Origin of the sequence: Niveispirillum sp. KHB5.9 (genome assembly GCF_048066115.1) — a bacterium.
Taxonomy (GTDB): Bacteria; Pseudomonadota; Alphaproteobacteria; order Azospirillales; family Azospirillaceae; genus Niveispirillum.
Genome location: NZ_JBLTYX010000005.1, coordinates 145,028 through 166,266, shown reverse-complemented (window position 1 = coordinate 166,266; position 21,239 = coordinate 145,028). Strand labels below are relative to the sequence as shown.

Below are 21,239 nucleotides of genomic sequence, written 5' to 3'. Positions count from 1 at the left end.
GCATTTTGCGCCCAAGTTCGTATATCACTTTTTCCCCCATAAATAGAATGGAAACTAGGGGGACGCGCCGACGATCTTATTATGGATCACCCCCAGCCGGTCGGCATGCATCACCACCTGCTGGCCGGGCTGGAGATAGTGGCCACCCGCCTGCGCCTCGCCGATGGCGCGGGCCACCAGCCGGTCGCGCCAGGAGGACCAGTGCCAGGGGACGAACAGGGTTTCCATCACACCGATGAAGGTCTGCCGCACGCCGGGTGGGCGGAACACCACGCCGTCGGTGGTACCGGACAGGATGATCGTGCGGGCGGGGATGGTGCCGTTGTTGTCGATGGGTAGGGTGGCCGGCCCGCCGTCGGCCGCCCAGGACATCTCCGCCTTGGCCCGGCTTTCCGCCAGCATCCGGTCCAACTGCCAGACCATATCGCGCGGCCGCGCCACCTGCCGCAACCCACCCTCCACGAACAGCTGGAGCCGCAGGTCGGCATAGAAACCGCGAACATCGCGGGGAATGACCAGCAGGTTACCCACGGGCATGTATCCCGGCCGGCTTTTCGCATCGGTAAAGCCGTCACCAGATTCCGGGTCCAGCAGGTTGACCCGGCGCAGCAGCAGGGCCCGGTCGGTGTAATCGGCGGCCAGCACCAGGCCCATGGTGCGGGGATGCCTGTCCACCGGCAGGTCGGTCAGGGCCACGAAGCCCAGCTCCACCTCGTAATCCAGCAAACCGTCCCCCGCCGGCACCGCCGCCGCCCAGGCATCGGCGCGCGACAGTTTGGGGAACAGGAACGGTTCCTCCATATCCGCCTCCGCCTTGTGCGCCGGGTAGTTGACGCCGATGGCGATCTGGTTGGCGGTGCCGTCGAAGGGCTGAACCAGGGCGGTGGCCGGCACCCGTACCGGCGGTCCCGCTTGTGCGGCCACCCCGTCATGGCCCTGCGCGTTGAACAAGGTGATCGGGTCGTCGCCGGGCAGCAGCGACCCCGTCACCATGCCGTCGGCATAGTTTTCGACCAGCATCAGGTGCAGCACGTCCCCTTCCCGATAGCGGGCGAAGGTCAGGGCGCGGTCGCGGGGCGCGATGGCGACATTCTCCGTCAGATCGGGTTCCATGGTCTGCTCGTAAAGCCGCTCCGGCGGCGGCTCCCGGCCGCCATAGGCCAGCGCCCATAGCGCGAACAGACCGGCGACGGGCAGGATCAGTGCGGCCCGCCGCATCAGGTTCCGGTTCATCCCCATCATGGCGTCAGAACCGGTAGGAGATGGCGAGGCCGGCCAGCCCCTGGTGGCGGGAGCCCTCATCCTTGACGATCGGGCTGTCGGCCGCATCGCCGACCAGGTAATCGTAGGACAGCCGCCCCATCACGCCCCAGTTCTGGTTGAACTGGTACCCGACCGTGACCCCGGCCCCGATATCGCGCAGGCCCGATCCGGGACGATAGGCTGTCAGCCCGCTGCGCCCGGCCTCTGCCGCCGTGACACCGAAGAAGGTGCGCGTGTAGGAGGCGTCGGCATAGGTCGCCTGCGCATCCAGATTGACAAACCATTGCTGGCGCCGCAGAGCCGCATAGGACAGTTCGGCGGTCAGCAGCATGCCCGAATGCACGTCCGACATGTCGAACAGGGCGGTCAGGTCGATCCCAACCTCCCCCTGGCCATATTGGTTGCCACCGAACCGGACCCCGACGAAGCCGCCGGCATCCAGGCCGCTATCGATCTTGTCCAGCCGGGCGACGGGCTTGCTATCGACATCATCGTCGCGGCCCATGTCGAAGCCGACCACCGGGCCGGCATAGAGGCCCGGCACCAGTTCCATGCCGGCACGCGCCGTCAGGCCCGTCATTTCGAACAGATACGGCCCCTTCTCCAGGTTCACCACGGCGAAGGGAATGGGCTCATATTTATCGGCCCCGGCATATTCCGGCTTCAGGCCGCCGCCCAGGGCAACAAAGCCCGACCATTGCGGGGCATCCTCCGCCATCGCGGCAGGGGCGGTGATCAGGCAGGCGGCGGACAGCAGAAGGATGGGTACACGCATCGTCATTCTCACGGAAGATCGGAACACCGCCGGACATGGGGTGCCTTTCCGGGGTACGGGGACGATGGGGGCTGCGCGACCGCTTCTGCGCCTTTACGCCGTTAAGTTCGTGAATTCGCGGGCCGCCCATGATAGGGATCGAGCCGGTTGCGCGATTTCGCGGATAGGTTTGATGCCTGGAACCCTGCAGCGGATATGGGCCGAACTGGGGCTGTCGGTCTTGCTGGCCCTGGCGCTGGCCGTGATGGGACCGTTCGGCACGTTCGAGCGGGGTGTGCTGCTGTCCATGGGCTATTGGATATCCGTTACCGCCTGCTGGACCGGGCTGGCCGCCCTGGCCCGCGCCATCATCCTTCGCCATCGCCCCGGTCTGGGCCGGCTGCCGACGCTGGGGCTGCGGGTGCTGCTGACCACGATCCCGATGATGCTGGTGGTGACGCTGGCCAATCAGGCCATGGGCTTCGACTGGCAGCCCACGCCGGACGAGCTGGCGGGACTGTTCGGGCAGATATTGCTGGTCGGCAGCGGCCTCACCTTCCTGACCGATACGCTGCTGGACGGGTTCGCGGCGCGGGTATCGGTGCCGGCACCGGTCAGCGCAGAGCCCCCTCCCACCCCCGCCGGCGACGGGTTGCAGGAAAAGCTGCCCGCTTCCATCCGGGGCCCCGTCCTCTGCCTGGAGATGGAGGACCATTATGTCCGCGTCCATACCGCGCAGGGATCGGCCCTGGTGCTGATGCGGATGACCGATGCGGTGGCCCAGGCGCCGGAAGGTTTGCGCGTCCACCGGTCCTGGTGGGTGGCCGCCGATGCCGTGCGGCAGGTGGCCAGACGCGGGCGCACCGTGCAACTGGACCTCGGCAACGGCCTCTCCGTGCCGGTGTCCCAACCCTATCTGAAGGCGGTGACCGACCGGTTCGGCCCGCCTATGGGTTCCCCGTAAGCCTAGTCATCACCGCGTCGAAGGTGTCCACCCAGACCTGCTTGCGGTGGGCGGCAAGGTAATCGACCAGTTGCTGGTGGGCCTGACGGGTGGTGATGGAATAATCCCCGCCCACGCCGTGAAACCCGATGACGCCCAGGCCGCCGCGGCCGCGTACCTCCTCCACGAAGGCGATCAGTTCGGCACCGGTGACCGTCTCGGGAAAGAAGGTGGAGGGAACGTTGAAGGGATCGATATCCCCCGGTGTCGCCGCCGGCGGGGCGATGCCGCGGGCAAAGCGCACCAGCCCGGCGCCGCGCAACGCCTCCACATAATCCTCACCATCCCCGACCAGCTTCTGGCCGCAGGTCATGGCGAAGGTGCGGGCCGTACGGCCGTCGATGGCGTGCAGCAGGGTGTTCTGCACCCGGATTTCGGTCAGCATGTCGCCGACCTGATAGGATTCGGAATTCTGACGGTCCGGCATCTTGAAGGTGCCGCGCAGGCAGGGATGCAGGACCGTGTGATTGCCCAGCTCATGCCCACGCGCCGCGGCGGCGCGCCAGCCGGGCACCAGCTTCTGGTCGAAGATGGCGGACAGGAAGAAGGTGCCCTTCAGGCCGGCCTTGTCCAGCTGCGGGATGGCCACGTCCAGGTGTGATGGCAGGGCATCGTCATAGGTCAGGACGATGGCGGCCTGATGCCCGTCGGGCCAGTTCCAGGCCGGTGCCGCCAGCACCGGCGCCACACAAAGCAAAGCCACGACCAGTGCGAATATCCGCTTCATGCCCGCCCCCATCCAGGGGCGGAATTATCCACCAATCACCCGGTTTTACAACCGCGCCAGCCGTTCCAGCAGCAGGTCGAAGAACCCGTCGGCATCGGCCTTCAACATGTAATGCACATTCTTCGGCCGGCCGGTGATGCACCAGCGGTCGACCACGGTTTGGCCGATGGTCAGGGATGACGCCGTCTCCACCTCCACATTCACCTGTTTGCCTTCGAACAGCTCGGGCTTGATCAGCCAGGCGATGACGCAGGGATCGTGCAGGGGGCCGCCATCGGTGCCGTACTTGGCCTCGTCATACTGGCGGTAGAAATCCAGCATCTCATAGGTCACCCGGCCAACGGCACCGGGGATGGCACGGACCTGATCCATGCGGACCTGCCGGGTCAGCACCTGATGTGTCACGTCCATGGGGAACATCACGATATCGACCCCGGATTTCAGCACGATCTGGGCGGCATGCGGATCGACGAAGATGTTGAATTCCGCCACCGGGCTGCTGTTGCCGCCTTCGAACTGTGCGCCCCCCATCAGCACGATGCGCCGGATGCGGGCCGCGATGTCGGGCGCCCTGGTCAGGGCGGTGGCGATGTTGGTCAGCGGACCCAGTGGGCACAGCGTCACCGTGCCCACTGGTTCGGCCCGCAGCGTGTCGATGATGAAATCCACCGCATGCTGTTCCTGCAATTGCATGGTCGGCATGGGCAGGTCGGGCCCGTCCAGGCCGGTATCGCCATGCACCTCCGGGGCGGTGTGCAGATCCAGGAACAGGGGCCGGTCGCAGCCGGCATAGACCTTGATGTCCGGCCGTCCGGACAGCTCGCAGATCTTGCGGGCATTGATCTCCGTATGCGCCAGGGATGCATTGCCGGCCACCGCCGTCACCCCCAGCACCTCGATCTCGTCCGGTGAGGCGAAGGCCAGCATCATGGCCACGGCATCGTCCTGGCCGGGATCGGTGTCGATGATGATGCGTTCGCGCGCCATGGCAATCCCCGTAGGTCAGGTCGAGGCGAAGCCGAGCCCTGACGATATAGCTTTCAAGCCGTCTCTGTCAGGGCTCGCCTCCGGCTCGACCTGACCTACGACATGCGTCACATAGCCGGAAAAACCTTGAGCGGGAAGGGCCACCCCTGTTTTATGCCGCCATCATGACGCGACGCATCGCCATCTTCGATTTCGACGGCACCCTGGTGGGGGGCGACAGCCTGTTGCCCTATCTGGGGCGGGTGGCGGGACGCATGCGATCCGGCCTGGTGTTCGCCCGCGCCATCCGGGCGGGACTGACAAGTGCCGGCAGCAATCCCGACGATGACCTGCGCACCCGCATCAAGGGCGGGATGCTGTACCGCGCACTGAAGGGTGTGCCGCTGGAGGTGGCGCAGGGGGCGGCGGAACGGATGCGGCCCTGGCCGCGCTGGTACGCACCCACCCTGAACGCCCTGAAACGCCATGCCGATGCCGGGGATGTGGTGGTGGTCGCCACCGGCGGCCTGTCGCTCTATATCCCCACCCTGCTGGAGAAATTGCCCGTCCACCGCATCCTGGCCACCGACATGGAGGTGCGGGGGGGCGTTCTGACCGGCCATATGCAGGGCGGCAATTGCGTGCGGGCGGAAAAGGCGCGGCGGGTGGCTTCCCTGCTGCGCGAGCTAGGACCGTTCGATGAGACCTACGGCTATGGCAACCGCCCGTCCGACCTGCCCTTCCTGGCGCTGATGAGCCACCCGATGGTGATTCCCACCGTGCCACGGCGGTGATGTTGCGATAGAACTATCACAGGAGTTTGCCTTGCCGCGGTTGGTTAACGGCTTATATGCTGTCTGACACAGAGTTTGGAATGATTCCAGAAAGCCGTCCCGTGCCGACCGACCAAGCCCACCCTTCCCGCCGCACCCTGCTTGCCCTGGCCGGTGCCGGTATCCTGTCCTCGGCAATGCCTGCCCTGGCGGCGGCCAAGCCGGTGCTGCAGGCGACCACGGGACAGGTGGCGGAACTGCTGCGCGCCGTGGCCGGGGACACGGCCACCATCTCCAGCCTGATGGGCGAAGGCATCGATCCGCACAGCTACAAGCTGACCCGGTCCGACACGGTCGCCCTGATGAAGGCCGACGCCGTCTTCCATTCCGGCCTGTTTTTGGAAGGCAAGATGGCGGAGATGCTGGAAAAGCTGACCAGCAGCGGCAAGCCCGTGCATGAAGCGGCATCCGTCCTGCCCAAGGACAGGCTGATCCATCCGGAAGGGGCCGATGCCCATCCCGACCCGCATGTGTGGATGGACCCCACGCTGTGGCGCCTGGCGCTGCTGGGCGTGCGCGACAAGCTGTCCAGCCTTTATCCCGCCAATGCCGCGCTTCATGCCGCCAATGCCGACAAGGCGGCGAAGGATTACGAGACGCTGAACGCCTATGCCGGCAAGGTGCTGGGCAGCGTGCCGGAGAAAGGCCGCGTCCTGGTCACCGCCCATGACGCCTTCTCCTATCTGGGCCGGGCCTATGGGTTGCAGGTTGTGGGTATCCAGGGGATCAGCACCGAATCCGAGGCCGGGCTGCAGCGCATCGAAAGCATGGTCAGCCTGCTGGTCGATCGCAAGATCCCGGCGGTTTTTGTCGAAACCTCCGTATCCGATCGCAATATCCAGGCGTTGGTACAGGGGGCGGCCGCGCGCGGGCACAAGGTGTCCATCGGCGGCTCGCTCTATTCTGATGCCATGGGTTCGCCCGGCAGCTATGAAGGGACGTATGTGGGCATGATCGACCATAACGTCACCACCATCGCCCAGGCCCTGGGCGGCACCGTGCCGGCGCGCGGTTTCCAGGGCCGGCTGGCCGCGCGGTAAGGGACGAAGACCATGCTGCAACGCCTGCTGACCGATAATTATGTGCCCAGCGCCGATGCTGGCGTCGGTGCCCTGTCCGTGACCGGCCTGTCGGTGGCCTACCACCAGCGCCTGGTGCTGCGTGACGTCACCTGGACCGCCCCCGCCCAGGGGCTGGTGGCCGTGGTCGGGCCCAACGGGGCCGGCAAATCCACCTTCCTGAAGGCGGTGCTGGGTCTGGTCCCGGCGCTGACCGGCACGATCGAAATCTATGGACGCCCGCTGAAGCGTCAGCGCGCCCTGATCGGGTACGTACCCCAACGCGAATCGGTGGATTGGGATTTCCCGGTATCGGCACTCGACGTCGTCACGATGGGCCGTTACGGCCTGATCGGCTGGGGCCGGCGCATCACCGGCAAGCACAAGAAAGCCGCCTTGGCAGCGTTGGACCGGGTCGGCATGGCCGATTATGCCAACCGCCAGATCGGGCAGCTGTCCGGCGGGCAGCAGCAGCGCGTGTTCCTGGCCCGCGCCCTGGCGCAGGAGGCGCGGCTGTATTTCATGGACGAACCGCTGGCCGGCGTCGATGCCGCCACGGAACAGACCATCCTGGCCGTGCTGCGCGAACTGGACGCGGAGGGGCGCACCGTCATCTGCGTGCATCACGATCTGCAGACGGTGGCCGAGACCTTCGACCATGTGCTGATGCTGAATGGCGGGCTGGTCGCCGCCGGCCCGGTGCGCGAGGCGCTGACGGAGGAAAACCTGCGCCGCGCCTATGGCCAGCGGGCCAGCGGCCTGCTGCTGGGTCCGCGCTGATCATGATGGATATGGTGGGCCACAATACGCTGGTCGTGCTGGGCGGTGCCACGGCCCTGGGGCTGGCCGCCGGCATGGTCGGCTGTTTCATGGTGCTGCGCCGCCGCGCCCTGGTCAGCGATGCCCTGTCCCATGCCACCCTGCCCGGCATCGTCGCCGCCTTCCTGGTCGGCATCGCGCTGGGGATCGAGGGGCGGTCCCTGCCCCTGCTGCTGACCGGTGCCGCGATCAGCGGTGCCATCTCCGTCGCCACCATCCAGGCCATCAAGCGCTGGACAAGGCTGACGGAGGATGCGGCCATCGGTGCCGTGCTGTCGGTGTTCTTCGGGGCCGGGGTGGTGCTGCTGTCGGTGGTGCAGGAACTGCCCGCCGCCAATGCCGCCGGGCTGAAGGGCTTCATCTTCGGCCAGACGGCGGCGATGCGGACGGGGGAGGCGCTGGGGCTGGCCGGACTGGCCCTGCTGGCCGCCTTGATGGTCTGGATATTCTTCAAGGAATTCCGCCTGCTGGCCTTTGACGAGGGCTTCGCGCGGGCATCGGGCTGGCCCACCGGGCGCATCGATCTGGCGCTGATGGCGCTGGTCACGCTGGTCACCGTGGTGGGGTTGCAGACGGTGGGGCTGGTGCTGATCATCGCCCTGCTGATCACACCGGCCGCCACGGCGCGGTTCTGGACCGATGATCTGGCCCGCATGCTGGTCATCGCCGGCGGCGTGGGCGCCGCGTCGGGCGGCGTCGGGGCGCTGCTGTCGGCGCGTTTCGCCGATCTGCCGGCCGGTGCCATCATCGTGCTGGTGGCCACATCCTTCTTCTTCGTCAGCCTGTTCGTGGCGCCGTCGCGCGGCCTGCTGGGCCGGGAACTGCGCCGCGCGCGGATGCGCAAGGCGCTGCTGGCCGGGGAGCTGGCGCCATGAACATAGATGCCGCCACCTTCCTGTCGGTCGACCTGCCGGCCCTGCTGGCGGCTTTGTTCGCCTGTCTTTCCTGTGCGCTGGTGGGCAATTTCCTGGTGCTGCGGCGGCAAAGCCTGATGGGCGATGCGATTTCCCACGCTGTGTTGCCCGGCATCGTGGCGGGCTTCCTGGTGGCCGGCACGCGAGACACCTTCCCCATGATGGCCGGTGCCCTGACCGCCGCCCTGATCGCCGGCGGCATGATCGAGCTGGTGCGCCGCCTGGGGCGGGTGGAGGCCGGGGCGGCGATGGGCGTGGTGTTCACCGGCCTGTTCGCGCTGGGCGTCGTGCTGATCGAACAGGGGCCGGCGCGGCAGGTGGATCTGGATGCGGACTGCGTGCTGTACGGACAGCTGGAGGCCATCCTGTGGCTGGGGCCCAGCGCCTGGGCCGATCTGGCCGATCCCGCGATCTGGACAACCCTGCCAAGGCAGGTTTTGCAGCTGGTCGCCGTCTTCGCCTTCTGCCTGGTCGTCATCCTGGCCTTCTTCAAGGAATTCACCCTGGTCAGCTTCGATCCGGGTCTGGCCAATACGCTGGGCCTGAAAAGCGGGCTGGTGCAGCATGTCATCGTGGCCCTGGCCGCCTTGGCCGCCATCGCCTCGTTCGAGGCGGTGGGATCGATCCTGGTCATCGCCATGCTGATCTGTCCCGCCGCCACGGCCCGGCTCTATACCGACCGGATGGGGCCGCAGCTGGGCCTGTCGCTGCTGATCGGCGGGGCGACGGGCATCGGCGGCTATGGGCTGGGCGCCTTCGGGCCGGGGTTGCTGGGCTTCGAGGGTGCGGTCAGTGCGGCCGGCAGCATCGCCGTGCTGGCCGGTGTCATCCTGGGGCTTTCCATCCTGCTGGCGCCGCGCTATGGCGTCATCGCCCGCAATGCAAGGCGGGTAATGCAGGGAGCGCCCGCGTGAATTTATTTCATGTTCCCTCAAGCGCCGGCCGCCGCCATCCGGCGGCTTGGCTTGCGGCGCATGGGCGCCGGGCCGGCGGTCGCCGGCCTGCATCGGCATGAGTGGCCTCATGCCGATGGAATTGTCCTATGTGGTGCTGGGCCTGACACCGGCCACGGCTGCCGCTTGCCGTACCCTGGCCAATCAGGGCGGATGCTTCACCATCATGGCCACCGACCAGGATGAGGGCCACCGCCTGACCCTGGAACTGAACACCGGCAGCCGCGGGCGCGCGGTGTTCATCCCCGGCGATCCGCAGAACGTGGCCGACCGGACCTATGCGATGGAAGAAAACGCCCGCTGCTGGCCCGACCAGACGGCGCTTATCCTCTCGCCCGCATCGCCTTGACCCCATCCAGTATCTGGCGAAGCATCGCCTGGCGCGACGATATCTCCGCGAAGCGGGCGCGGGCCTTGGCCTGCCGGTCGGCGCGATGGGCGGGATCATCGGCGAAATGCCGCGCCGCATCGGCGAAATCCGCCAGCCCCACCAGATGGAAACCCGGCCCCACCACATTCGCCACGTCGCCAAAGCCCAGCGTATGGGCCGGCACGCCCTTGGCCAGGGCATAGGCCGCCGAGGCCCCGCCCCCGCCGCGCGGCGGGTTCAGATACAGGTCGCAGGCTGGCAGCACCGACAGCACGTCGGGATCATAGCCATGCACACGCGACCGCGCCGCCAGATGCGGCAGGCCGGCGCACAGGGCCGCATGGTCCCCCATCCTGCCCACGAACAGGAAGAACAGCCTTGGTTCCGCCCGGATCAGCCCGTCCAGCGCGCAGGCGAAGTCCCGCGTCACCTCCTGTTCCAACCGCAGGCCGATGATCGCCGTGACGATGGCATCCGTCGGCAGGCCGAGGTCGGCCCGGCTGCGCGGCGTCCCCGCGGCGGGCAGTTCATAGGCGTAATGGATGGGGATGACGTCTGACGCCTCCAGCCCCGCCGCCGCCAATGCGTCGATATCACCCGCCGTCAATGCCCGCGGCAGGCCGACATAGGCGGGCTCCGCCATGGGCAGATAGGTGCCGAACGGTATCGCCACCACATCCAGCAGGCCCCGGCACAAATCCGCCACCGGGTTCAGGGTACCGAAGGACAGCACCAGATCGGGTTTCAGCGCCAGGATGCGGTCGCGCGTCACGGCAGCCATCTCGGGATCGGTGAAGCCGGGGGGCAGGTGGATGAAGGGCACCGGTTGCCGGTCGATCACCAGCTGCGTCTGCGCGACCAGGCCGTCATCCACGCTGCTGGTGAAGCGGCCCAGATAGGGATAATGCACGCCGGACGGGCCGTCGGCGGTATTGACCAGCACCACCCGCCGGCCGAAGCGCAGCACCAGCTTGGACACGAAATCCAGCGTGTCGAGGGAGGGCTGATGCATGCCGCGCATGAACTGCCCCACCATCAGCACGATCAGGTCCCGCTGCCGTTCAACGGCCGGCACCGGCGGCCGGGCGGGCATCAGGGCCCGATATTTTTCCAGGATCAGGTGCCAGAGACGGCGGAGCGCCAAATCATGCGCGCCGGCATCCGCCACCCGCATGCGGTTGGTCCAGACGGCGAAGACGATGGCCCGCAGGATATAATCGGCCTGGGCCAGGCTGTGGCGTGATCCGGGATCGGCCAGATCATCGATCAGCGCCGTGATGGCCGCCGTGGGTGCCGCCCCGTCCCGCAGCATGCCGGCCCGCAACAGGTGGCCCATCACCCGTTCGCGCGCATTACGGGGGGGCGGCAGCCCGTCCAGCATGGCAGCGATCCCGGCCGGATCGGCCCCGGCGGCCACCGCATCGCCGATCCCTTCCGCGAAGGACTGGGCCCGCATCCAGCGATCACTGTCGTACAGGACCTCCTCCAGCCCCACCGACAATTCCTGGCGCAGGGCGATGGTCAGGCCCCTCAGTTCCGTGTCACCCGCCACTTGGTCCCCCGCCGCGCCCCTCATCCAGGGCGCGGATGATAGCGGCCCGGCCCCGGAAATGGAAACGCCCGGCGCGGAGGCTTCCGCGCCGGGCGTTCCAACTATGGGCCTTAGCACCCATCAAGCCTTATTCGTCGCGCTGGCCCATCAAGGACAACAGCATCTGGAACAGGTTGATGAAGTTCAGGTACAGCGACAGGGCACCCATGACGGCCAACCGGTTGTTGGCCTCATCACCCCAGGAGGACGCGTAGTTCTCCTTGATGTTCTGGGTGTCCCAGGCCGTCAGGCCCGTGAAGACCACCACGCCGATCGCCGAGATGGCGAACTGCAGCGCGCTGGACGCCAGGAAGATGTTCACCAGACCGGCGATGATGATGCCGATCAGGCCCATCACCATGAAGCTGCCCATCTTGGCCAGGCTGGTCTTGGTGGTGTATCCGTACAGGCTGGTGCCGGCGAACATCGCCGACGTGATGAAGAACACGCGGGCGATGCTGGCGCCCGTGTACACCAGGAAGATCGCCATCATCGACAGGCCCATCAGGGCGCTGAAGACGATCAGGCTGGTCCGCAGGGCCGAGGCCGACATCCGATCCGGCTTGAAGCCGAAGAAGATGAAGGCCAGCGGGGCCAGCATGACCACCCATTTCAGGGGGGTTCCGAAGATCGCCGCCACCAGGGTTTCGCTCTGGGCGCCCAGGAAGGCGACGCCGCCGGTGATTGCCAACGCCAAGCACATGTAATTGTAGACGCGCAGCATATGGGTCCGCAGACCGGCATCGAACGATGCCTGATCCATGGTCCGGCTGCCCGCCGCATACGGATTATAGGGTCCGTTTACCATCGAAGTATCCTCGACAGGGGCTGTTGAGAGGTACAGGAGCCTTATATTGGGAGGCATGGGCCCGCGATCAATGGAAATCGGGCAGCAATGCGTAAAAAGACATCCATCCCTAAAAAACACCTGTTGACGGGGCGCATCGGGGTGCTTATAAGCCCCCTCCACGACGCGACGCCCACCGGTAACGCCCCAAGGCAACGGTGGATAGCGCGGTTCGGAGAAGCGCCCAGATGGCGGAATTGGTAGACGCGCAGGTTTCAGGTACCTGTACCGCAAGGTGTGGAGGTTCGAGTCCTCTTCTGGGCACCATTCCCGATGTAACGCACTTAAGGCCGCCGGTTAGCTCCGGCGGCCTTAAGCGTTTCTGGACCCTGGCGCCGACCTTCCGGAATTTCCGAATAAAACCTGTTGACGCCCCCTCATCCCCCCGTTATACACCCGCCCCACGACGCGCCGCCCTCCGGTAACGATGGGAAGCGACGGTTCGGAAAACGCCCAGATGGCGGAATTGGTAGACGCGCAGGTTTCAGGTACCTGTACCGCAAGGTGTGGAGGTTCGAGTCCTCTTCTGGGCACCATTCCGATGTAACGCACTTAAGGCCGCCGGTTAGCTCCGGCGGCCTTAAGCGTTTCTGGACCTCCCGCATCGGACCCTTGCGGCATCACCCCTTGCGACAGCCGCGCCGGCAACCGATAAGGAAGATGAACATTTGCCTGCCCGCGAAGGAACGCACCCGATGTCCCAGACCTCCCTTTATGTCGGTGACCTGCCCGATGGCCTTGATCTGGGCCCCGTCGTCGCCGTCGATACGGAGACCATGGGCCTGAACCCGCACCGCGACCGGCTGTGCCTGGTGCAGCTGTCGTCGGGTGACGGCAACGCGCATCTGGTGCAGATCACCAAGGGCCAGACCAGCGCGCCGAACCTGGCCCGCCTGCTGTCCGATCCCAAGGTGCTGAAGCTGTTCCACTTCGCCCGCTTCGACGTGGCGGTGCTGTACAAGGCGCTGGGCATCACCTGCGCACCGGTCTATTGCACCAAGGTCACCTCCAAGCTGGTCCGTACTTCCACCGACCGCCACGGGTTGAAGGACCTGTGCAAGGAACTGACGGGCATCGAGCTGTCCAAGCAGCAGCAATCCAGCGACTGGGGTGCGGCGGACCTGAACGAGGAGCAGCTGAAATACGCCGCGTCCGACGTTTTGTACCTGCACCAGATCAAGGCCAAGCTGGACGCGCTGCTGGACCGTGAGGGGCGCCGCGAGATCGCGGAGGCCTGCTTCGCCTTCCTGCCGGCGCGTGGCAAGCTGGACCTGCTGGGCTGGGAAGAACCCGATATCTTCTCGCACTGAGCCCAGCGTCGCGGGCATGGCCGGCCGTCCCTGTGCGGCTCGTCACAGAAATGCCCTTCTGTTCTGTCATCTGCTGGCACCCTGGTTCAAGCACCCGTACCCGAAGGACCCTTCTCCTGCCGATGGCCACTCCCCAAGCCCCGTCCAACCGGCCGACCACGGCACGCCAGCCGGCAGGCGGTGGACGGGACCCGTACGCCCACAGCAAGGCGGTGCGGGTGGCGCGGGTGGCCCTGCCGGCGGTGGCGGGCGTGGTGCTGCTGACCATCTTCATCTGGCCCCTGTTCAGCGGATCGTCGGACAAGTCGCGGCCGGGCCCGGCCCAGGGCGACCTGGAACTGACCCAGGCCCGCTATCTGGGCACCGACACCGGCGACCAGCCGTTCGAGATCCGGGCCCAGCGCGCGGCACAACAGGGCGGCGGGCGTTCCACCGTGGATCTGTCGGTGCCGCAGGCCGACATCACGCTGAAGCGTGGTACTTGGCTGTCGGTGGCCGCCGACAAGGGCAAGTACGACCAGGACAATCAGGTGCTGGCCCTGGATGGCACCGTCTCCTTCTTCCATGGCTCCGGCTATGAGCTGCGCACGCAGGAAGCGGTGCTGGACGTGAAGAAGGGGATCGCCTGGGGCAACCGGCCCGTGGAGGGCCAGGGGCCGATGGGCACGGTGGAGGCCGGGGGCTTCCGCGTGCTGGACGATGGCGACGTGCTGGTCTTCACCGGCCATGCAAGGCTGCGCGCCTTCAGCGCCGGCGACAAGGCGGGCACCAAGGGTAACGACAAGCCGAAGGAAACGGCGCCATGAGTACGGTGAGAAAGGCGATGATCGGTTGGAGCGGGCTGCTGGCACCCATGGTGCTGGGTCTGGCGCTGGCCGCCGGCACGGGCACGGCCCAGCAGGCACCGGAACCGGCCCCTGCCGCCGCCACCCCGTCGCTCACCATCAGCAGCGGATCGAAGCCGATCGAGGTCGATGCCCCGGCCGGGTTCGAATATCACGAGAAATTGCAGGTCGCCATCGCGCGGGGCGGTGCCACCGCCACCCAGGGTGACATGGTGCTGACCGCCGATACGCTGGCAGCCTATTTCCGCAAAGGGCAGAACGGCGCCAACGAGGTCTATCGCCTGCTGGCCGAAGGCAATGTGCAGCTGAAGAATGGCGAGCGCACGGCCCATGGTTCGCGCGCCATCTATGACCTGGACCGGTCGGTGGCCGTGCTGACGGGCGAGGGATTGCGCCTGGTCACCCCGCAAGAGACGGTGACGGCCCGTGACAGCCTGGAATATTGGCGGACGCAGGAACTGGCCGTGGCCCGCGGCGACGCGCTGGCCGCCCGGCCACAGGACCGTATCCGCGCCGACCGTCTGGTCGCGCTGATGGCCCGTGACAAACAGGACAAGCTGGGCCTGTCCCGTGTCGACGGCAACGGCAATGTCATCATCACCACCAAGACCGAGACGGCGCGCGGCGACAAGGGCACCTATGACCTGGACAGCGAGAAGGCCCTGCTGACCGGCAATGTCCGCATCACCCGTGGGCAGAATCAGCTGAACGGCCCCGCCGCGGAGGTTGACCTGAAGTCGGGTGTCAGCCGTATTCTATCGCGTGTGCCGGGTACCGCATCCGCCACCACCCCGCCGGGCAGCCCTCCGGGTACCACGGCGACGGATGGCCGCGTGCAGGGCCTGTTCATTCCCAATCGGCAGGGTCAGGGCGGTACGCCGCAGCAGCCCAGCCAGCCCGCCAACCCGCAGGGGAGCGAGAAGCCATGACGCAGCCGACCCAGGACACGTCCACGACCGGCCCCAGGCTGGTCACCGACAATACGGGGCTTGTGGCGTCCCGCATCGGCAAGGCCTACAAGGGCCGGCCGGTGCTGCGCGACATCTCCTTGTCGGTGAACCGGGGCGAGGCCGTGGGACTGCTGGGTCCCAACGGCGCCGGCAAGACCACCTGCTTCTACATCATCACCGGCCTGATCCTGCCCGACCATGGCAGCATCACCCTGGACGGGATGGAGGTGACGTCGCTGCCCATGTATCGCCGCGCGCGCCTGGGCATCGGCTATCTGCCACAGGAAGCCAGCATCTTCCGCGGCCTGTCGGTGGAGAACAATATCCGCGCCGTGCTGGAAGTGGTGGAACCCGACCGCGACGTGCGTGAACAGCGGCTGGACGAGCTGCTGGCCGAATTCTCCATCACCCATCTGCGCCGCACGCCGGCCCTTGCCCTGTCGGGCGGTGAGCGTCGCCGCGCGGAAATCGCCCGCGCGCTGGCCAGCCAGCCGCATTTCATCCTGCTGGACGAACCGTTCGCCGGCGTCGATCCCATCGCCGTGAACGAGATCCGCGAACTGGTCAGCCATCTGCGCGAACGCGGCATCGGCGTGCTGATCACCGACCATAATGTCCGCGAGACGCTGGATATCGTCGATCGCGCCTATATCCTGCATGATGGCGTCGTGCTGATGGAAGGCCAGCCATCGGAGATCGTGGCCCACAAGGATGTGCGCCGCGTCTATCTGGGCGAACGGTTCAGCCTGTAACCACGTTCGGGCCCCAGCTTACCGCATACGCCGGGGACTAGAAACCGAACGCATTTTCTCTTATACTCAGAGGAAGTGGCCCGGAGTTCCAGCTCCGACCCACCTACCTTAGCTCCGGCCGATCATGACGGTGACGTGCAATACACGCCCCCGCCAGAACGGAACCCGAAGCACAAGGATAAAGGGCATCCTTTTCATGCCTCCTTTACCTCCGTGAACGGCGGGCCGGCCTATTCCGACCCGCCGTTTTCATATGCGGCATCGGCTCAGGCCGGTAAATAGAAAATAGATACACTAATACACGCCTTACTCAGGCCGCCTCCTCCCGCACCTGCCTGATGGGCGTGAACACCATACCGGCCAGGGCCAGCGTGGTCAGGAACAGGCCCGTGGCCACCATCATCTGGGTCACGCTGACCTGCCGCAGCAGGGCGCCGGCCAGGGCGGCCGACAGTGGCCCTACGCCCATGAAGATGAACATGAACAGCGCCATGGCCCGGCCCAGCATGGCGGGCGGCACCCGCCGCTGCATCCAGGTCCAGACCCGTACCTGGACGAAGCCGCCCAGGACACCCACCCCGAACAGCAGCGCCATCACCTGCCAGGTTGCCGTCACCAGCGCCAGGGGCAGGAAGAACAGGCCACAGACGATGTCGATGGCCAGGATGGTCAGGCCCAGCGTGCCCAGGCGCAGGCCCGGTCGGGCTGCGGAGAGGGCCAGCCCCACCAAGGTACCGGCCCCATGTGCGGCCAGGATGGTGCCCAGCGCCCCCGCCCCGCCCGGCAGCAGCCGCTGATCCACCAGCAGGGGCAGCCCCACCTGCACCGGGCCGGAAATGCAGGCCGTCACCGCCGCGAAATAGAGGCAGAGCGTGCGCAGATGCGTGTCGCCCCAGAAATGGCGCAAGCCCTCACCAATGGACCGGATGATGGAGGTGTCGCGGGCCGCCGGATCGGCCACCACCGCCTTGACCTTGGCCAGGGTCCAGGCCGACAGGGCGAAACTGGCGGCATCCATCAGGAAAGCCAAGGCGGTGCCGCTGTCCTTCGCCCCCACCGTGCCGCCATGGCCGCCATCGGCGGACAGGGCGATCATCAGGCCGGCCAGGGCGGGACCGGCCAACAGCGTCATCTGCCGCAGCCCCATCATCACCCCGTTGGCCGCCGCCAGCTGTTCACGCGGCACGACGGTCGGCAGGATGGAGGTGCCGGCCGGGATGGAGAAGGCGCTGGCCAGCCCGATGCCCAAAGCCAGCGGATAGAGCAGCCAGAGCGGCAGCGTATCCATCCAGACCAACGCCCCCAGCAGGCCCAGCAGCGCCGTATTGACGTATTTGGTCAACATCAGCACGCGGTGGGAGGAATAGCGGTCGGTCAGCGCCCCGCCGACCAGGATGAACAGGGCGCGCGGGATGCCCATGATGGCCAGGACCAGGCCCAGCGCGAGGCTGTCACCCGTCAGTTTCAGCATCAGCCAGGGCATGGCCAGCAGGGTGAACTGGTCGCCCAGCATGGAGATGACGCCGCCGGCCACCAGCCAGCGGAAATCACGGTTGGCGAAGACGGCACGGCGCGCATCGGCCGGCGGTTCGGGCATGGACATCGGTTGATCCTGAGACTGGAGGGAAAGCCGGTTCAGGTCGCTGTCGGCGAGGACGGTCTGGTGCCGTCCATCCATGCCGGTTGGCCTTCGACCGTTGTTCCAGCAGGAAAATGCGGCAGAAAGCAATGGAATAATTTTTGCTCCTATCCGGCCTAACTGTTGCGGGCGGGCGGCTTGGGCCTTACCTTTGGCCTCGCTGGGGAACAGCCGACGGGGGTATGCCAGCCGACAGGCCGTCAAGGGTGACGGCGGCGGCTTTCCAGGAAGGACCTTCGTCGACGCCCGTATCCCGGCATCGTCGCAAACCGGCAGCCAGCCGCCCGTCAGAACAGGTCCATCGGCAAGAATGGCGCTCCAGCAACGGCTCGATATCCGCCAGGCACAGTCGCTGGTCATGACGCCGCAATTGCAGCAGGCGATCAAGCTGCTGCAATTGTCCAACATCGAACTTGCCGAATATGTCGATGCGGAACTGGAGCGCAACCCGCTGCTGGAACGTGACGATGGTGGCGATTGGAATGATGCCCCCACCACCGGCGTGGACCGGGAAGAGGTGGCGGCCCCGGTGAATGAGACCCGCGTCGCCGACACGGTGGAACTGGCCACCAGCGACCGCATGGGATCGTCCAGCGACGCGCCGCTCGATACCGATTACGAGAATGTCTATACCAACAGCTCCGCCGCCGACATGGAGAGCGCGGGGCTGGGGTCGGGGGAACAGTTCGGCGACTGGTCCTCACGCAGCGGCGGGTTCGAGGATGATGGCGAGGGGTTCGAGGCGACCCTGACCGAGCGGCCGAAGCTGCGCGATCATCTGGAAGAACAGATCACCATGGATTTGGGCGACAGGTTCGACCGTATGGTCGCCTACGCCCTGATGGATCACCTGGACGAGGCCGGGTATCTCACCGGCAACCTGGAGGAGGTGGCGGCCCAGCTGGGCTGTGGGCTGGACCAGGTGGAAACGGTGCTGAAGCGCCTGCAGCGCTTCGATCCCGCCGGCGTGTTCGCCCGCACCCTGTCGGAATGTCTGTCCATCCAGCTGCGGGAAAAGAACCGCCTGGACCCCTGCATGCAGGCGCTGCTGAACAACCTGCCCCTGCTGGCCGCGCGCAATCTCCAGCAATTGCTGAAGGTCTGCGGCTGCGACGCCGAAGATCTGTCCGACATGGTGGCGGAGATCAAGGCGCTGAACCCCAAGCCGGCGCTGTCCTTCGATTTCGAGCCGGTGCAGACGGTGGTGCCGGACATCCTGATGCGCGCCAGCCCCGGCGGCGGTTGGGTGGTGGAGTTGAATACCGAGACGCTGCCGCGCGTCCTGGTCAACCAGCGTTATCACAGCCGCGTCAATACGGGTGCCCGCAGCAAACAGGACAAGGAATATATCGCCGAGCAGTTCCAGTCGGCGAGCTGGCTGGTGAAAAGCCTGCACCAGCGGGCCAACACCATCCTGAAGGTGGCGACGGAGATCGTGCGCCAGCAGGATGCCTTCTTCCTGCACGGATTGCAGTTCATGAAGCCCCTGATCCTGCGCGACATCGCGGAGGCCATCGGCATGCATGAAAGCACCGTCAGCCGGGTTACCACCAATAAGTTCCTGTCCAGCCCGCGCGGAGTCTTTGAACTTAAATACTTTTTTACCTCCGCCATCCAAGGTGCCGACGGACAGGCGGCACATTCGGCCGAGGCCGTGCGTTATCGCATCAAGGCCCTTATCGATGCGGAGAAGCCGGATGACACGCTGTCGGATGATAAAATTGTCGAAATCCTGCGTGCCGACGGGATCGACATTGCGCGGCGGACGGTGGCAAAGTATCGTGAGGGTATGAAGATCCCCTCTTCAGTCCAGCGCCGTCGGGAAAAGGCCCTTGGGTTGTAACCCCTGCGCTGGCCGCTGAAGGAATACCGTTCTGGGACTCCCGGTCTGGATGCCGGTTCCAGGAAGATGGTTCCTTCGGGTCTGGTCATGCGCCCTGAAACGACAGGTCGAATATGCAAGTCACCGTCAAAGGCAAGCAACTGGATGTGGGCGATGCTCTGCGGACCCATGTAAAGGATCAGCTGGCATCGATGGTCGGAAAATATTTCGGCAACCCCATGGAGGCGACCGTCATCCTTTCCAAGGATGCGCATCTCTACAAGGCGGATATCCAGGTCCATGTGGGCCGTGGGATTCTGTTGCAATCCAATGCGGAGGCGACCGAACCCTATCCCGCCTTCGACGAGGCCGCCGATCGCGTCGCCAAGCGGCTGCGCCGGTACAAGCGTCGCCTGAAGGACCATCATGAGCGGACGACCATCGCGCAGCTGCCGGTCCAACCCGCCCGCAAGTACATCCTTGAAGCCGAAACGGATTCCGACGATTATGAGGCGGATGAAGCGCCGGCACCGGAGGTGAACGGGCATCACGGCATGGTCGTCGCGGAGATGGAAACATCCATCGAAATGCTGACGGTCAGTGAAGCCGTGATGCGCCTGGACCTTGCGGATTTGCCGGCGTTGATGTTCCGGAACCGCGGACATGGCGGCTTGAACATGATCTATCGCCGGCCCGATGGAAACATCGGCTGGGTGGACCCTGCCGGGGCGGCAGGGTCGGTGAAACAGTAAGGTGATGCGTTCCCCATGGCTGTATCCTTGCGTTCCGTATCCCCTTCATTCCCAACCCCTTCGGCAGCGATGAATGATCTTTTGACGCCGGAGGCGATCCTCCCGAACCTGAAGGCCGGCTCCAAAAAGCAGGTCCTTCAGGAACTGGCCAAGAAGGCGGCCGATCTTACCGGCCAACATGAACGGGCCATTTTTGACGTGTTGGTGGAACGTGAACGCCTGGGTACGACCGGCGTGGGGCGTGGCATCGGCATCCCGCATGGCAAGCTGCCGGGCCTGACCGGCGTCACGGCCATTTTCGCCCGGCTGGAAAAGCCGGTCGATTTCGAGGCGATCGACGAGCAACCGGTGGATTTGATCTGCCTGTTGCTGGCCCCGGAAGGGGCTGGTGCTGATCACCTGAAGGCCCTGGCACGCGTGTCGCGGGCCCTGCGGGACCCGGTGCTCTGTGACAAGCTGCGCGGTGCGGAATCTGGCGACGCCCTGTTCGCGCTGCTGGCCCAGACCGAACAGGTGAATGCCGCGTAAGGTTTGGGTCTGTTTGTAAAGGTTATGAAGCCGGCGTCCTGGAAACGGGGCGCCGGTTTCTTTTTGGGAATCGTATAGGATCAGAGGCGCGGGTTGGGGATGTCCTGACGGACGTCGATCACGTCCGCATCCATTGCGAATTCAGCCCGCAACTCGGCCTCCAGCGTGTCCGCATCGATGACACGACCTGCCGCGGCGTCCGCACGTCCCCTGGCAATGCCAGCCTGGATGGCGGCCACGCGATCTGGAGACAAGGTGGGAGGAATTGCCCTACTCAATCTGCCACCTCCGATCAGGGTTCGGCGCCGTACGGCACATTCTCCTTCAGCGCCACACTCAAGATCTTGCCGTAGGTCAGGTCGAGCCGCAGGCGAGCCCTGACATTCAATGGCACCGTCGCTTGTCAGGGCTCGCCAATGGCTCGACCTGACCTACGCATTCCGCCGACTCGTTCACGGCCGCAAGTAAGGATAGATTCGACTCGGCATGCAGCCCGCGACTCGGCAACCCGCGCAAACCCTGGCTTCCCGAGTCGCGATCCTA

22 protein-coding genes and 2 tRNA genes are annotated in these 21,239 nt (G+C 65.9%); 16 read left to right on the top strand and 8 right to left on the bottom strand.

Annotation, left to right across the window (positions count from 1 at the left end; all coding sequences use genetic code 11):
- Positions 1-54 precede the first annotated feature (54 nt).
- Together ACM9HJ_RS11525 and ACM9HJ_RS11520 are read right to left on the bottom strand one after the other, a co-directional pair.
- Positions 55-1,242 carry a fumarylacetoacetate hydrolase family protein gene (locus tag ACM9HJ_RS11525; RefSeq protein ID WP_416571870.1) on the bottom strand — a complete coding sequence of 396 codons (1,188 nt, stop codon included), beginning with the start codon at positions 1,240-1,242 and terminating at the stop codon, positions 55-57.
- Positions 1,243-1,246: 4 nt separating this feature from the next.
- Positions 1,247-2,038 (bottom strand): MipA/OmpV family protein, encoded by a 792-nt coding sequence (locus ACM9HJ_RS11520; protein ID WP_416571869.1) that lies wholly within the window; start codon positions 2,036-2,038, stop codon positions 1,247-1,249.
- A gap of 172 nt (positions 2,039-2,210) precedes the next feature.
- Between ACM9HJ_RS11520 and ACM9HJ_RS11515 the strand changes: the two genes are divergently transcribed.
- Complete coding sequence (locus tag ACM9HJ_RS11515) at positions 2,211-2,981, top strand: LytTR family DNA-binding domain-containing protein (protein ID WP_416571868.1); 771 nt, start codon at positions 2,211-2,213, stop codon at positions 2,979-2,981.
- Here the strand turns inward: ACM9HJ_RS11515 and ACM9HJ_RS11510 are convergent.
- Complete coding sequence (locus ACM9HJ_RS11510) at positions 2,965-3,747, bottom strand: polysaccharide deacetylase family protein (protein ID WP_416571867.1); 783 nt, start codon at positions 3,745-3,747, stop codon at positions 2,965-2,967. The two genes, ACM9HJ_RS11515 and ACM9HJ_RS11510, sit on opposite strands and share 17 nt — an antisense overlap.
- A 45-nt stretch (positions 3,748-3,792) precedes the next feature.
- Positions 3,793-4,734 carry a nucleoside hydrolase gene (locus ACM9HJ_RS11505; RefSeq protein WP_416571866.1) on the bottom strand — a complete coding sequence of 314 codons (942 nt, stop codon included), beginning with the start codon at positions 4,732-4,734 and terminating at the stop codon, positions 3,793-3,795.
- A gap of 164 nt (positions 4,735-4,898) precedes the next feature.
- On the opposite strand from ACM9HJ_RS11505, the gene ACM9HJ_RS11500 reads away from it, so the two are divergent.
- The 6 genes from ACM9HJ_RS11500 (at position 4,899) to ACM9HJ_RS11475 (ending at position 9,639) form a co-directional block, all read left to right on the top strand.
- Positions 4,899-5,507, top strand: coding sequence for an HAD family hydrolase (locus ACM9HJ_RS11500; RefSeq protein ID WP_416571865.1), 609 nt, complete (start codon positions 4,899-4,901; stop codon positions 5,505-5,507).
- A gap of 101 nt (positions 5,508-5,608) precedes the next feature.
- Positions 5,609-6,586: a metal ABC transporter solute-binding protein, Zn/Mn family gene (locus tag ACM9HJ_RS11495; RefSeq protein ID WP_416571864.1), complete on the top strand. Its 978-nt coding sequence runs from the start codon at positions 5,609-5,611 to the stop codon at positions 6,584-6,586.
- 12 nt (positions 6,587-6,598) lie between these two features.
- On the top strand, positions 6,599-7,384 hold the full coding sequence (locus tag ACM9HJ_RS11490) for a metal ABC transporter ATP-binding protein (protein ID WP_416571863.1): 786 nt from the start codon (positions 6,599-6,601) through the stop codon (positions 7,382-7,384).
- 2 nt (positions 7,385-7,386) lie between these two features.
- Positions 7,387-8,298: a metal ABC transporter permease gene (locus ACM9HJ_RS11485; protein WP_416571862.1), complete on the top strand. Its 912-nt coding sequence runs from the start codon at positions 7,387-7,389 to the stop codon at positions 8,296-8,298.
- The gene (locus tag ACM9HJ_RS11480) at positions 8,295-9,251 is read left to right on the top strand and encodes a metal ABC transporter permease (protein WP_416571861.1); all 957 of its coding nucleotides are present in this window, start codon (positions 8,295-8,297) and stop codon (positions 9,249-9,251) included. Before ACM9HJ_RS11485 ends, ACM9HJ_RS11480 begins: the two co-directional genes overlap by 4 nt.
- 109 nt (positions 9,252-9,360) lie before the next feature.
- Entirely contained in the window at positions 9,361-9,639 is a 279-nt protein-coding gene (locus ACM9HJ_RS11475) for a hypothetical protein (protein ID WP_416571860.1), read from the top strand.
- Here the strand turns inward: ACM9HJ_RS11475 and ACM9HJ_RS11470 are convergent.
- Together ACM9HJ_RS11470 and ACM9HJ_RS11465 are read right to left on the bottom strand one after the other, a co-directional pair.
- Positions 9,614-11,212 (bottom strand): hypothetical protein, encoded by a 1,599-nt coding sequence (locus ACM9HJ_RS11470; protein WP_416571859.1) that lies wholly within the window; start codon positions 11,210-11,212, stop codon positions 9,614-9,616. The genes ACM9HJ_RS11475 and ACM9HJ_RS11470 overlap by 26 nt on opposite strands.
- Before the next feature lie 127 nt (positions 11,213-11,339).
- On the bottom strand, positions 11,340-12,014 hold the full coding sequence (locus ACM9HJ_RS11465) for a Bax inhibitor-1 family protein (protein ID WP_416571858.1): 675 nt from the start codon (positions 12,012-12,014) through the stop codon (positions 11,340-11,342).
- Positions 12,015-12,280: 266 nt separating this feature from the next.
- Here ACM9HJ_RS11465 and ACM9HJ_RS11460 point away from each other — a divergent pair.
- The 6 genes from ACM9HJ_RS11460 to lptB all read left to right on the top strand — a co-directional run bounded on the left by ACM9HJ_RS11460 (position 12,281) and on the right by lptB (position 15,955).
- Positions 12,281-12,365: transfer RNA gene (locus tag ACM9HJ_RS11460), tRNA-Leu, on the top strand.
- A gap of 184 nt (positions 12,366-12,549) precedes the next feature.
- A tRNA-Leu gene (locus ACM9HJ_RS11455) sits at positions 12,550-12,634 on the top strand.
- Positions 12,635-12,793: 159 nt separating this feature from the next.
- On the top strand, positions 12,794-13,408 hold the full coding sequence (locus ACM9HJ_RS11450; protein WP_416571857.1) for a ribonuclease D: 615 nt from the start codon (positions 12,794-12,796) through the stop codon (positions 13,406-13,408).
- Between the two features lie 122 nt (positions 13,409-13,530).
- Positions 13,531-14,214: an LPS export ABC transporter periplasmic protein LptC gene (gene lptC, locus ACM9HJ_RS11445; protein ID WP_416571856.1), complete on the top strand. Its 684-nt coding sequence runs from the start codon at positions 13,531-13,533 to the stop codon at positions 14,212-14,214.
- Positions 14,211-15,182 (top strand): LptA/OstA family protein, encoded by a 972-nt coding sequence (locus ACM9HJ_RS11440; protein ID WP_416571855.1) that lies wholly within the window; start codon positions 14,211-14,213, stop codon positions 15,180-15,182. Before lptC ends, ACM9HJ_RS11440 begins: the two co-directional genes overlap by 4 nt.
- Positions 15,179-15,955, top strand: coding sequence for an LPS export ABC transporter ATP-binding protein (gene lptB / locus ACM9HJ_RS11435; RefSeq protein WP_416571854.1), 777 nt, complete (start codon positions 15,179-15,181; stop codon positions 15,953-15,955). Before ACM9HJ_RS11440 ends, lptB begins: the two co-directional genes overlap by 4 nt.
- A gap of 310 nt (positions 15,956-16,265) precedes the next feature.
- Here lptB and ACM9HJ_RS11430 read toward each other — a convergent pair whose 3' ends face one another.
- Positions 16,266-17,558, bottom strand: a complete 1,293-nt coding sequence (locus tag ACM9HJ_RS11430; RefSeq protein ID WP_416571853.1) for an MFS transporter — start codon at positions 17,556-17,558, stop codon at positions 16,266-16,268.
- Between the two features lie 346 nt (positions 17,559-17,904).
- Here ACM9HJ_RS11430 and rpoN point away from each other — a divergent pair, with 346 nt between their 5' ends.
- From rpoN to ptsN, 3 genes are all read left to right on the top strand, one after another.
- Positions 17,905-19,437, top strand: coding sequence for an RNA polymerase factor sigma-54 (gene rpoN / locus ACM9HJ_RS11425; protein ID WP_416571852.1), 1,533 nt, complete (start codon positions 17,905-17,907; stop codon positions 19,435-19,437).
- 113 nt (positions 19,438-19,550) lie between these two features.
- Positions 19,551-20,168, top strand: a complete 618-nt coding sequence (hpf, locus tag ACM9HJ_RS11420) for a ribosome hibernation-promoting factor, HPF/YfiA family (RefSeq protein ID WP_416571851.1) — start codon at positions 19,551-19,553, stop codon at positions 20,166-20,168.
- A gap of 69 nt (positions 20,169-20,237) precedes the next feature.
- Positions 20,238-20,696 (top strand): PTS IIA-like nitrogen regulatory protein PtsN, encoded by a 459-nt coding sequence (ptsN, locus tag ACM9HJ_RS11415; RefSeq protein WP_416571850.1) that lies wholly within the window; start codon positions 20,238-20,240, stop codon positions 20,694-20,696.
- Between the two features lie 80 nt (positions 20,697-20,776).
- Here ptsN and ACM9HJ_RS11410 read toward each other — a convergent pair whose 3' ends face one another.
- On the bottom strand, positions 20,777-20,935 hold the full coding sequence (locus tag ACM9HJ_RS11410) for a hypothetical protein (protein ID WP_416571849.1): 159 nt from the start codon (positions 20,933-20,935) through the stop codon (positions 20,777-20,779).
- Between the last annotated feature and the right edge of the window lie 304 nt (positions 20,936-21,239).